Here is a 12,512-nt window from a genome sequence, read left to right on the forward strand (position 1 = left end):
CAATTTGATTACCATTAAAGATATAGCGAAACTGGCGGGGGTAAGCTACAGCACGGTATCGAAAGCGCTGAATGATGATCCCCGGATCAAACCGGCGACCAAGCAGAAGGTGCTCGCGGTAGCGGAAAAACACCAATACCGGAAAAATATGCTGGCCCGGCAGCTCTCCACCGGCAGAAGCAATATCATCGGCTTTGTGCTGGACGAACTGAGCAATCCATTGTTCTCCAACATATCGGGTAGCCTGCATACCGAGCTGAAGAAGCGAGGATATCAGATGATTCTGGTTGTTGCCGATGACGGGGTGGACGTGTTCAGCCAGCTGCGTGTCGATGGTTGTATTTTGTGGGACTATGCGCTGGACAATCGGGATGTATTCTGGAAAAAGTTCGCAACCCTGAACATGCCGTGTTTTGTACTCGGTACAGATGAAGCCCCGAATTCTCCTTACATCAAGATTGATCGTAAGGAGGGGCTGTACAAGGCCGTGGAGCATCTGAAGTCACTCGGTCACAGCCGAATTGGATTTATCGGTAACTCACAGCATGTGAAGCTGGAGGGATATCGGGAAGCCTTGCAGCGCACAGGACTGACTTTTAATGAGGACGATGTGTTGCCCGCGCATTCTTCGTGGGAGGACGGGTATTTCGCGATCCGGAATTATACGTTTGGTGCGGAGTCTCCCACGGCATTTATCGGCTTGAACAACCTCGTCACACGGGGAGCACTTCGGGCGTTGCTCGAAGCGGGCTACAGCGTGCCGCGTGATATCTCGATTATCGGTTATGACGATCTGCCGGATATGCAGTATGCCGAAGTAGCATTGACCACCATTGGCCCGCCGCTGGATGAACTGGCTGCTCAGGCGGCAGAGCTCATCGTCTCCCTGATTCGTGACGAGCAGGTGGATGTGCCGGTGGTCATCCAGCCGAAGCTGAATCTGCGTAATTCAACAGCAACGTGCCGGCAGTAATGCCGGCTTTATAGAAGCTAGTTAGCTTAGAATGAATACGTAGAATGAGAGCAGTGGCTCGTCACAGATTCGATGCACGGTATTGCATTGGAATTCATATAAACTACTAGGAGGTAACGCGATGCAGGTACAGACGCAGTTATCCTGGTCTGAGCGAATTGCAGCTACGATCATGCAGCAATGTAACGAGGATGGTTTCCATGCATTTCCTTCAGGGCGATGGGCATACGTGGAAGGTATGACGTTAATGGCTATGGCACGAACAGGAGAAGAATACGGCAAGCAGGAATATATCGATTTTATGAAAAGACATATGGATCTGTATGTGCAGCCAGACGGCTCCATCGGTACGTATTCTCTGGAAGAATATAACCTGGACCAGATTAACCAAGGGAAGAACCTGTTTGCGTTGTTGGACGATGCCAAGGATGGACGTTATGCGGAGGCGGCTCATCTGCTCGCTGCGCAACTGGCAGGGCAGCCTCGCACATCCGAGGGTGGTTTCTGGCACAAAAAAATCTATCCGTTCCAGATGTGGCTGGATGGACTGTACATGTCTTCCCCTTTTCTCTCCCAATATGCGAAGACGTTTCAGCGTCCCGAGTTATGGGACGAGGTCGCGCATCAAATATTACTGATTGAACGCCAGACGCGTGATCCGCGTACCGGGCTGTTATACCACGGCTGGGATGAATCTAAAGAGCAGATTTGGGCCGACTCCCTGACTGGATGTTCCCCGCACTTCTGGAGCCGAGCTATGGGCTGGTATGCCATGGCCATCGTGGATAGCGTGGAACATTTCCCGCTGAATCATCCGAAACGAGGGACGATCATTGGTATCTTTGAGCGGATGTGTAACGCCTTGGTACGTGTACAGGAGCAGGAGAGCGGACTATGGTTCCAGGTGCTGGATCAAGGGTTCCGCAAAGGGAATTATTTGGAAGCTTCAGGGTCAAGCATGTTTGTATATGCCATTGCGAAAGGTGTACGTTTGCATTATCTGGAACCTCACTTCAGAGCTGCGGCGGAAAAAGGATGGCAAGGGCTTACCTCCAAGCTGGTGGAGGAGACCACTGAAGGCGTTCGGTTGAACGGCATCTGCCACGGTGCAGGATTGAGTCTGGATCGTGATGGCTCGTACGGCTACTATGTCAGCGAGGCCATTGTAAGCGATTCCTTTATGGGTGTTGCTCCGTTGTTGCTGGCGGCACTGGAAATGGAGCGTTTGCCATGACGGAGAAACGCTCGGCAGCGGATCTCGTGATGGAGTCATCTGCTCCCAGTATTACGGTTGCTTCTGACGGATCAGGAGATTATACAACCATTCAGGCGGCGGTGGATGCTCATCCGGATCATGGTACTCACGGCCTTCCGATTCGAGTGAAGGCAGGCGTATATTATGAGAAGCTGCACATGGATAAGCCGGGCATCCATCTGATTGGTGAGGGCGCCGAGCAGACGATCATCACCTATGATGACCATGCACTCAAGCGATTTCCCGACGGTTCACAGTATCATACATTCCATTCGTACACAGCGTTTATCGGGGCTGATGATTTCAAGGCGGAAGGCATCTCTTTCGTGAATTCGGCTGGGCCAGGCAGCGAGGTAGGACAGGCGCTAGCAGTCTATGTGGATGGGGATCGTGCTGTGTTCCGCGGATGCCGTTTTATCGGTCATCAGGATACGATCTTTACCGGACCGTTGCCTGAGCAACCGCTGGACCGCAGTTATTTCGGTGGGCCTCGTGACGGTGCCGAGCGCAGGAAGTTAAGACAGTACTTCGAGGATTGTTATATCGAAGGGGATATCGACTTTATTTTTGGCTCGGCTACGGTTGTGTTCAAGGGTTGTGAGATCTTCACGAAGAGTCGCTTGACGGAAGCGGAGGTTGCGGAAGGACATGTGAATGGCTGGATTACGGCGGCCTCTACACCAGAAGATATTCGTTACGGGTATGTGTTTATGGAATGTGATCTGACCAGCAATGCCCCTCCGCAATCGGTGTATCTGGGCAGGCCGTGGCGTAATCATTCCAAAGTCTGTTTCCTGAACTGCTGGCTCGGTGCGCATGTGAAACAGGAAGGCTGGCATAACTGGAACAAGGTCGAAGCGGAAACCACGGTTAATTACGCCGAATATAAAAGTGCCGGGCCAGGAGCCGGACGTGCCGATGTGCGCGTGCCTTGGTCTCACATACTGACAGAGGAAGAAGCAGCCGAGTATGCGTTGTCCCTCGTTCTGTCGGGGGAGGATGGCTGGAAGCCATTTGAATAAGCCGAGGCTGCAACTGGAGCGATGCAGGTATCTTCGCTGGGGTGAAGTTTTTTACAAGAAGGTTTTACAAAGTGAGAAGAGGCTGTGTCTAAATTTCGAATCGAATTTAGACACAGCCTCTTTGGTGCTTGTTAATCTCACGATTCCCGGAAATGTTATTTGGGCGATCATAACCCTTAAATAAACAGGGGATGGGATTGTGCTTAAGCCGGTTGTGCTATGATTCGGAATGGATAAATGGAGTATAGAAAATCATGTGTTAGATCATATTTTTTAGACCCATGAATGATTCTTACTTGGTATAGTTATATACAGGAAATTCAACCCATTACTTGTATATTAGCGGAGGTGTGTATGATGGAGTGTACAAATTCAATTCGAGAAAAATTGATGCAGTACATACAAGATAATCATATTAAACATTCACACTTTGCTGTGACATCAGGCATCAATTCAGGTACGCTCAGCCGTATATTACAGGGCAATAAACCCATATCTATGAATCAACTTATAGCGATTACCGCGGGTATGGGATTACCTGAAGATTATTTTTTTGATGATTATATAGACGAGTGTTTTTCAACCCTGATCTCCATCAGACGTATACGGCCGTTTATATTTCGTTGTGCTGATTTGGATCGGGTGGATTGTATCCAGCAAGTTACAAACCGTATTTTAGAAGACCTTGCTTATGTATCCGTATTATTTGATATAGCTGAGGAGTTATTCGAAAATAACCAATATATGGCTGCATCAGTTTTATACAGAGGGGTATGTGAAGCGGAAAAGTATCAGCATTCTGAACGTCTTGCACGTTGCCAATATCGTTTGTTTTTAATTGATCTAGGGGACAATATGGAAAAAAATGTACGAGCGGCAACTCGGTTCGAGACATACGTGAACCGACTGGATGAAGCCGATCAGCTTGAAGCACTAAAGCAACTATCCCATGCATTCGGAATGGCCCATAAGTGGGAGAAAGTGAATACACTAGCCCAAGAGATGCAACGAATCGCAACGATACAATATGAATTGCAACACCGTTCTGTTCGGCCGATAGAAGTAAAGAAAGAGACAGAAAAACCGCTTTATTATTATATTTTATACGCCTATCTGGCCCAAGCTACTGCAAGTGAGAAGTGCGGTGATTACAAAAGAGCACTGGATCTTGTAGGTTTATACGATAAAGGGGAACGCTGGATTCGGGAGAAAGACGAGCAAGCTGAACAGATTATTGGACAATTCTCAGAATGGGCTATTGCGAATACCTACCTGTATCGTCTGATGTCAGGAGAAGTGCAGATTATAGATGAATATGCTGATTATATAGCAACCCGTGAAGGGGAGATATTCATTGCTCTGTGGCACATGATCCAAGCAGCAAATATTTATCATTTCAATATTGACACGATTTTAGAACGATTTGCGGAATATATACCTTATCAATCGGGAAAAGCCGAATTCGGGGAGTATAAACCGACGATAATAAAAGAAAAATACGTCCAGTTCTTAGGGGATTTGGCCGTGTATCGCTTCATTGAGAGTAAGGATATTCTTTCTGCCACAGAGCTTATGTTGGAAGGCTTGAATCTATCCGTAGCTATGGGGAGTAGCACAATTCTTAATTCCTGTTTAGCTATTTTCGAAAAAATTAGAGATCGTTCAGAGTTATATGAAGCTAAGTAAGGCTAAAGTGGAAGTGTATTCGGTCAAATTTCATATAATAGAACTCTTTTTGTGCCTTTAAAACAATATTCTATAATCTGACATCAGATTCTACAATGTTTCAGAGGGGTTAATTTGATGAGAAAAAGTGTACTTATACAGTTGAAAATGGAGCGGGCCAGGGGCCGATTGAACGAACTTACAAAGGAATATAACGGATTTCTACATTCTGAAGTAATCAAGCAGTCCATGATCCTGGATAAACTCATTAACCAGTTTAATCATAAAGAAGAAACCAAAAACAAAGCCGATGGATAAATAATCGACTTTGTTTCATAGGTTAGTGGTGTTATTTTAACGAATTGAATTAAAAATCAAAGTTATCCGGGTCTGGGCCTACCCGCACATTCTCGTTTAACGAGTTGATCTGTTCCATCTCTTCCGTGGACAGCGTGAAGTCAAAAATGGCTGCATTTTCGATAATCCGATGTTCTTTGGTTGATTTCGGAATGGTTACAACGCCATTCTGCAGATCCCAGCGAAGGATAACCTGTGCGATAGATTTACCTTTGGCTGCGGCGATCTCTGCTAGTACTGGGTTATCCAGAAGCTCACCTTGCATCAACGGTGACCAGGCTTCAAGCTGAATGCCATGTTGTTTGCAGAATGCTCGTAAATCTTCCTGCGTTAGACGGGGATGGTACTCCACTTGGTTGACCATCGGTTTCACTTGTGCATCCTGCATCAGATCTTGCAGGTGATGAATCTGAAAATTACTTACGCCAATGGCACGAATTCGGCCTGCTGCGTACAGTTCCTCCATGGCTTTCCATGCACCCTTATATTTACCGGCTTTGGGCCAGTGGATCAGGTATAGATCGAGAACTTCCAGTCCCAGCTTGCTCATCGTGGTTTCAAATGCGGCAAGTGTTTCTGTATAACCAAGATCAGCATTCCATACCTTAGAGGTAATAAACAGGTCTTCGCGCTTTAACCCGTTTTCTTGCAATGCCTCAGCAATGGCCTGTCCAACTCCTGCTTCATTGCCGTAGATCGCCGCCGTGTCGATACTGCGGTAACCTTGTTTGATTGCACTTTTTACCGCCTCAATCAGTTCGGATCCCTCTTCGACCTTGAATACGCCCAGGCCAAACCAAGGCATGTGAACACCGTTGTGTAATGTTGTTGTCGATTGTAGATTTTTTGCTATTGTCATGAGAAATCCTCCTTGAAATCTGTTTATATTTCCATATAGAGTGAAATTGCCAACAATTCATGATACAAAATTAAATCATAGTAGATCAAATAACGTCCAACCTATATAGTAACGTATATAGTATGTCGATATAATATGAGACCAGATATGGATTCGAGCGGTCTCTGATCTATAACAAGAAAGGTTACTTTTCTACTAGATCAAACCTTAACAAAATTTGTATCCAACCTGTCTGAGTTTGTGGTAACTTGCTGTTCAAGATGTTGCGCCCATAACGTCAGGATTGCCGCAATGAGCACCATTAATGCACCGACCCAGGTGGTGTGGATCAAACCGATGGAGTCATTCACGACGCCGCCCAGATAGGCACCTATAGCGATACCTCCGTTAAACGCGGCAATGTTAAAGGCAGACGCGACATCTTTGGCTTGTGGTGCAAACCTTTCTGCGAGTGTAACCACCACCACTTGAAGGCCAGGTACATTCATGAAAGCGAGCAGCCCCATGCCCATAATAGTCACGAGTGCGGCCCATTTGAACGGAACGGTGAAATACAGGATGCCAAGGATGATCGTTTGCACAACGAACATGACAAGAAGTGACTTCAATGGATTGCGGTTGGCTGCTTTACCGCCGATCATGTTACCAATGGCTATGGCCACACCGTATAACAGCAGAATGAAAGCAATCATTTGATCCGAATAACCGCTAATGTCATGCAATAGCGGAGACAAGTATGTGAACACAACAAATGTGCCTCCGTAGCCTACGGCCGTGATGATAAAAGCAAGCATCAAACGACCGCCCGTTACGAGTTTCACCTGATCTCGAAAGGCTGTACGTATACCGCGTTGTAACGTTGAGGGCACAAGCAAGAGGTTAACGATCAAGGCAAGGATGCCAACAGCTGCAATCAGGATAAAGGCGGCTCGCCAGCCAACATGTTGGCCTACGAATGTACCAATAGGCACACCCGTTACCGTTGCAATGGTCAGACCCGAGAACATCGTGGCAATAGCGCTTGCTCTGCGGCCTTCGGGTACCAAATCAGCTGCTATGGTAGAGCCAATCGACATGAACAAGCCATGTGCGAGAGCTGATATCACCCGTGCGATAAGAAGCACAGTAATCCCGGTGGATAAGGATGCCAGGGTATTGCCGGCAATAAAAACCATCATGATGGCCAGCAGCAATGTTTTGCGTGATATAGCAGACGTCAGTGATGTCAGGATCGGTGCACCGAACATGACACCCAGAGCATATATGGTAACGGTCAGCCCCGCTGAAGATACACTAATATGAAAATCATTTGCGATCAGAGGCAAGAGTCCTACACTGATAAACTCTGTTGTACCGATGGCAAAAGCGCTGATTGCTAATGCCAGTAGCGCCCAAGTGCTGTGTTTTGTCTCATGATGCATGTCCTGTTCAACTCCTAGAATGTAGATTTGCTTACCGGCAAATGCTATTATGAATTATTCGGTATATCATGAACAGTACGTACTTTTTAGTACCCTACGTACTTTTTGGTGCCTATACATTAGCATGAACGGAAGCAAATAATAGATGCATCGGGGAGGAAGACAACGATGGAGCGCAAAAAATATAATATATCCGTTGAAGCAACGCTGGAGGTTATTGGCGGCAAATGGAAGTGTGTTATTCTCTGTCACCTGACACATGGAAAGAAACGAACCAGTGATCTAAAGCGTATTATGCCCGCAATCACCCAGAAGATGTTAACGCAGCAACTACGTGAGCTGGAGAATGACGGTATTGTAAAAAGAATCGTGTACAATCAGGTGCCACCCAAGGTAGAGTATGAACTGAGTGATTACGGCCGGAGTTTAGAGCCGATTCTGACCGCACTATGTAATTGGGGTGACCAGCATATCATCAAGGAATATGGTGACAAAGCAGCTGTGCTGGAAGATAACGGACTCAATGACTTTACTACTGACAATGACAGGGAGCTGATGAAACCGTGAGATACGAAATTCTATACGATGGCGCATTTGCTATGCTTAAGGTAGAGTTACAGCGTGGAGAGCGTTTCAAGGCTGAGAGTGGAGCCATGGTGTCCATGTCGCCTACCGTTGAACTCAAAGGATCAGCCGAAGGCGGCATGCTCGCTGGATTTGGCCGCATGCTGAGTGGAGAGAAATTTTTCTTTCAGGAATTGACGGCAGCCGGGGGGAACGCGGAGATTTTGTTATCTCCAACAACACTGGGCAGTGTGGAGGCAGTAGAACTGGATGGTTCGTACTCTCTCTATGTACAGAAGGACGGATTTCTGGCAGGAACAGAAGGCATTCAGGTGAATACCAAAATGCAGAATCTGAAAAAAGGTCTTTTTTCCGGAGAAGGCTTCTTTATTATTGAGATTAGCGGACGAGGCACTGTGTTTCTGTCCTCCTATGGTGCGATACATCCTATACAACTGGCTGCTGGCGAAGAGATTATTGTCGATAATGCCCACTTGGTAGCTTGGCCTCATTACGTTGATTATCGCATCGAAAAAGCATCCCAAGGCTGGTTGTCCAGTGTGACGAGTGGCGAAGGGTTAGTTTGCCGCTTTCGAGGAGAGGGTACCGTCCTAATCCAGAGTCGAAATCCACAGGGATTTGGTCAATGGATAAAACAGTTTATTCCTACACGATAAATCGTTATATTATTTCATAGATGAATGAACAGAGGTGCAACGGAAGTGTATTTCGAAGCGTTATTATAACAGTTTCCTTATACCATGTATGATATATACATACAACTCTGTTGCACAAGATCGTACATCACGGAGGTAGAACAATGAAAAGCTCACGATACACGAATCCGCAAGATAGTCCCGGATACTTGTTATGGCAGGTAACCACAATGTGGCAGAAGGAAGTACGGAGGGTTCTAGAACCGCTTGATCTGACTCAGCCGCAATTTATATTATTGCATACATGTCTATGGCTTAATGAACGCGACTCGGAAGGCAAGGGAGTCACCCAGGTACAGATTGCTCATTTTGCCAATGTAGACGTTAATGTTACCTCCCAAGTGTTACGAGCCCTTGAAAAGAGAGGATACGTTAAGCGTGCGCGTCATCATACGGATACACGGGCGAATATCATTACGACAACGCCAGAGGGGACGAGGCTGGCGATTGAAGGCATGAATCTCGTGGAGGAATCCGATAAAAACTTCTTCGAGCTTTTAGCGGATCGTAGAGAAGGTTATATGGAAATCATGCAGGAATTCATCAGGCACAGAGCGGATCAATAATACAGATACTACTTTTAATTTTCATCAGCGGCTTCCGTTTGCATGAAGTGGATTCATGATATATCTTGCGCGAAAAATGACGAAAAATGGATAAACCTCCTAACCGTGTAAGGTTGGAAGGTTTATTTGTCATTGGAATCTAATCTAGTCTATACGATGCGAATGGCTGACCATGACGGAAGTCCTCGCTGAGTTGATCAAGTTCAGTCAGTAATTCATCTGAAAGTTTTAGATCAAGGCTAGCCAGATTGTGTTCCAGCTGCTCCGTCTGCGTGGCTCCCACGATTACCGTGGATACGGCCGGACGAGTTAGCAGCCATGCCAGCGATAGTGTACTTGGAGAGCAACCGGCAGCCTCTGCCTTGGCGCTTACCTGTTCACTAAGCTGAATATTATGTTCCAGCAGGAAGCGGTTGAAGGAAGGGTCGGTATCTGCTCTGGAGCCAGAAGGTATGCTGGCTTGTCCATTGTATTTCCCCGTCAGGATGCCGCCAGCCAGTGGGAAATATGGGATAATGCCGACACCTTGATCGAGACATAGCGGAACGAGTTCGTTCTCAGGTGTGCGGTCGGCGAGCGAGTAGCTGGTTTGCGTGGAGATATACCGCGCATATCCGCGCATCTCGCTGATGCCGAGGGCTTTCATCAGTTCCCAGGCGGCGTAATTGGAGGCGCCGATGTAGCGCACTTTGCCGGACGTGATCATGTCGTCGAGCGTACGCAACGTTTCATCCAGCGGGGTATGCGGGTCGAAGGTATGGATCTGGTACAGATCAACATAATCCGTCTGCAGACGCCGCAGGCTATGTTCCAGCTCTTGCTGGAGATGGTAGCGCGAGGAGCCGCGCCCATGGGGACCATCATGCCGGGGCAAGCCGGCTTTGGTAGCAAGCACTGCGTTTTCCCGCCGACCGGCTAGTGCCTGTCCGATAATTCGTTCTGATTCTGTGCCAGCATAGATGTTGGCGGTGTCAATAAAGTTGATGCCACGGTCCAGTGCTGCATGAAGAATGCGGGTCGAAGCGGCTTGATCAGCTCTTTTGCCAAATGCATTTGTGCCCAGCCCCAGCGCCGATACACGCAGACCGCTGTTGCCTAAACGTCGATATTCCATCTCTCATCGCTCCTTCTGTGTCCAGTATTTGTATAGCCGATTATATCGTAATCTATTGAAAACGTGTTATTAATATAGTTAAATGAATGAAGAAACCGCAACTAAAGGAGATATGATGGAAAACAGTGCTGCACATTTAACCCGACGGAAGCCGAAAAAACCGAAGAAAAAATGGAAGAAGCCGCTCATCATCATACTGAGCCTATTGATTGTGCTCGGAGGCATCGGATTTATCTATCAGAAGCAACTCGTTGTGCTGGCATTTAACCTGTTCGCCTCAGGTACGGTGAAGGAAGCTTTGGATGATTCGTTTAAACCCGCAGGGGATAAGGATGCGCCTGTTGTTCAGCATACCGATCCTTTTTCACTGTTGCTACTGGGCATCGACCAGCGGGATAATGAACCAAGCCGTTCGGACACGATCATTTATTCTGTCGTGCGTCCAGAGGATAATAAAGTGTTACTGTTATCCATTCCGCGTGACTCCTACACCGAAATTGTGGGTCGTGATGTGAAATCGAAAATTAACTCGGCTTATGCGCACGGCGAAGCCAAGATGGCAATGGACACGGTGGAGAAGCTGTTGGAGAACAAAGTAGACTTCTATGCGGCGATTAACTTTCATGGCTTGAAGGACATTGTCGATGCGGTGGGTGGCGTGGAGCTGCCGATCAAGAAAAACATAGAGAACAAACTTAAGATCCATGAGAAGTTATTCGTAGAGGCTAATAAACCGATCTATAATGGCGAAGAGGCGCTGGGATATGTACGATATCGGGAGGATTCTGATTTCAATCGTACGATGCGTCACCGGATTTTCTTAAGTAGCTTTATGAATCGTGCGCTGGAGGTCAAAAATCTGACCAAAATCCCAGATATCATCAAGATTGCCGGATCGAATTTTACAACAAATATGAAATCGGACTTTATCGTGAATTTTGCCGAGTCTCTATATATGAAAGACAGCATTCCAACTATCAGCAATTACATGCTGAAGGGCGATGGGAAGATGCGCAGTGGTACCTGGTACTACGATCTGTCTGAGGACGATCTGAAATATGTACGCGGTATGATTTCCAGCTGGCTGGACCCGAATACAACACAGCTTATTGAGCCTGAATCGACAGATGAAAGCGGCAAAGCAGATACAAGTGATACAGCAGATAAAAGCTAGATTCACATCAATGGGGAACAGTGGATCTTCGCGGCCTTGATGAATAGATAACTATATGATAAAAAAACACCAAAGTACACAGCAGGGCAGATGCTCTCTGTGTACTTTTTTTGATGCGTATTGATATGGATATTCATACGGGTGTCAGATTCATATGTTTTCGTTTAAGGTCAGTGCTAAGAACCAAGTGAGGTTACAGCTAAGGGCAACTGTGAAGTCAGCTGTTCCAGATCCAAATTTTCTGAACTGTTATCGACAGAGACAAGCTTTACATTTTCCCACGTACAGACGTTGGCTTTCAATCCTTGCACAAAAGTATCCCAATGCTCGAGCTTCCATCTGTCCCTCTCCAACCCTCGATTTCGCAAGCGCTGTTCAAGCACATCCATATTTACATCGACCCGGAGCACAACAGGAATGACCTGATCCCACCCGTATTTGTGAACCAACTCATCAATGTAATCGCTTTTATGAAAATAACCAACAAAAGGCGCATCCAGAATAACCGATCTGCCTAGTTGCAGATTGTCGTTGGCTACGTTTAGTAACGTTTCGTACTCTAGATCCATCACGACATCGCGGTAATAGCCGTTGCCGTCACGATCATGAGGAGAATACCCTTGCGTTTCCAGAAGTTTGCCTGTAAACGTGTTACACAAAACATCTTTATCCAAGTAACAAAAGTGATGCTCGGTGGCTAGTCTCTTGCCGATGGTTGATTTACCCGAGCCAGCGGAGCCAATTAGAAAAATCAGTACAGGTTTCATGTGCTTCCCCCTACAGATGATCAGGATCATATCGATCATGAATAGATTTTACTCTTTAT

The 12,512-nt window shown here is 46.7% G+C and carries 13 protein-coding genes; 9 read left to right on the forward strand and 4 right to left on the reverse strand.

Features of this window, described 5'->3' with window-relative positions; all coding sequences use genetic code 11:
• The first annotated feature begins 4 nt into the window (after positions 1-4).
• The 5 genes from ABIE27_RS05285 to ABIE27_RS05305 all read left to right on the forward strand — a co-directional run bounded on the left by ABIE27_RS05285 (position 5) and on the right by ABIE27_RS05305 (position 5,233).
• Positions 5-973 carry a LacI family DNA-binding transcriptional regulator gene (locus ABIE27_RS05285; RefSeq protein WP_429350052.1) on the forward strand — a complete coding sequence of 323 codons (969 nt, stop codon included), beginning with the start codon at positions 5-7 and terminating at the stop codon, positions 971-973.
• Positions 974-1,094: 121 nt separating this feature from the next.
• Positions 1,095-2,207, forward strand: coding sequence for a glycoside hydrolase family 88/105 protein (locus ABIE27_RS05290; protein WP_123063958.1), 1,113 nt, complete (start codon positions 1,095-1,097; stop codon positions 2,205-2,207).
• Positions 2,204-3,250: a pectinesterase family protein gene (locus ABIE27_RS05295; RefSeq protein ID WP_123063959.1), complete on the forward strand. Its 1,047-nt coding sequence runs from the start codon at positions 2,204-2,206 to the stop codon at positions 3,248-3,250. Before ABIE27_RS05290 ends, ABIE27_RS05295 begins: the two co-directional genes overlap by 4 nt.
• 357 nt (positions 3,251-3,607) lie before the next feature.
• Positions 3,608-4,936 (forward strand): helix-turn-helix domain-containing protein, encoded by a 1,329-nt coding sequence (locus ABIE27_RS05300; protein WP_429350053.1) that lies wholly within the window; start codon positions 3,608-3,610, stop codon positions 4,934-4,936.
• A 117-nt stretch (positions 4,937-5,053) separates the two neighbouring features.
• Complete coding sequence (locus tag ABIE27_RS05305; protein ID WP_429350054.1) at positions 5,054-5,233, forward strand: aspartyl-phosphate phosphatase Spo0E family protein; 180 nt, start codon at positions 5,054-5,056, stop codon at positions 5,231-5,233.
• A 49-nt stretch (positions 5,234-5,282) separates the two neighbouring features.
• Here the strand turns inward: ABIE27_RS05305 and ABIE27_RS05310 are convergent, their stop codons facing one another.
• Complete coding sequence (locus tag ABIE27_RS05310; protein WP_429350251.1) at positions 5,283-6,125, reverse strand: aldo/keto reductase; 843 nt, start codon at positions 6,123-6,125, stop codon at positions 5,283-5,285.
• A 206-nt stretch (positions 6,126-6,331) separates the two neighbouring features.
• On the reverse strand, positions 6,332-7,552 hold the full coding sequence (locus ABIE27_RS05315) for an MFS transporter (protein WP_123063963.1): 1,221 nt from the start codon (positions 7,550-7,552) through the stop codon (positions 6,332-6,334).
• Positions 7,553-7,720: 168 nt separating this feature from the next.
• Between ABIE27_RS05315 and ABIE27_RS05320 the strand changes: the two genes are divergently transcribed.
• The 3 genes from ABIE27_RS05320 to ABIE27_RS05330 all read left to right on the forward strand — a co-directional run bounded on the left by ABIE27_RS05320 (position 7,721) and on the right by ABIE27_RS05330 (position 9,398).
• The gene (locus tag ABIE27_RS05320; RefSeq protein ID WP_123063964.1) at positions 7,721-8,119 is read left to right on the forward strand and encodes a winged helix-turn-helix transcriptional regulator; all 399 of its coding nucleotides are present in this window, start codon (positions 7,721-7,723) and stop codon (positions 8,117-8,119) included.
• Entirely contained in the window at positions 8,116-8,793 is a 678-nt protein-coding gene (locus tag ABIE27_RS05325; protein ID WP_123063965.1) for a TIGR00266 family protein, read from the forward strand. Before ABIE27_RS05320 ends, ABIE27_RS05325 begins: the two co-directional genes overlap by 4 nt.
• Before the next feature lie 143 nt (positions 8,794-8,936).
• Positions 8,937-9,398: a MarR family winged helix-turn-helix transcriptional regulator gene (locus tag ABIE27_RS05330; protein WP_123063966.1), complete on the forward strand. Its 462-nt coding sequence runs from the start codon at positions 8,937-8,939 to the stop codon at positions 9,396-9,398.
• Between the two features lie 139 nt (positions 9,399-9,537).
• Here ABIE27_RS05330 and ABIE27_RS05335 read toward each other — a convergent pair whose 3' ends face one another.
• Positions 9,538-10,512: an aldo/keto reductase gene (locus tag ABIE27_RS05335; RefSeq protein WP_429350055.1), complete on the reverse strand. Its 975-nt coding sequence runs from the start codon at positions 10,510-10,512 to the stop codon at positions 9,538-9,540.
• An 82-nt stretch (positions 10,513-10,594) separates the two neighbouring features.
• Here ABIE27_RS05335 and ABIE27_RS05340 point away from each other — a divergent pair, with 82 nt between their 5' ends.
• Positions 10,595-11,686 carry an LCP family protein gene (locus ABIE27_RS05340; protein WP_429350056.1) on the forward strand — a complete coding sequence of 364 codons (1,092 nt, stop codon included), beginning with the start codon at positions 10,595-10,597 and terminating at the stop codon, positions 11,684-11,686.
• 176 nt (positions 11,687-11,862) lie between these two features.
• On the opposite strand, the gene ABIE27_RS05345 is transcribed toward ABIE27_RS05340, so the two are convergent.
• Positions 11,863-12,453, reverse strand: coding sequence for an AAA family ATPase (locus ABIE27_RS05345; protein ID WP_429350057.1), 591 nt, complete (start codon positions 12,451-12,453; stop codon positions 11,863-11,865).
• Positions 12,454-12,512 lie beyond the last annotated feature (59 nt).

It is taken from the genome of Paenibacillus sp. 4624 (assembly GCF_050435065.1).
Taxonomy (GTDB): domain Bacteria; phylum Bacillota; class Bacilli; order Paenibacillales; family Paenibacillaceae; genus Paenibacillus; species Paenibacillus amylolyticus_D.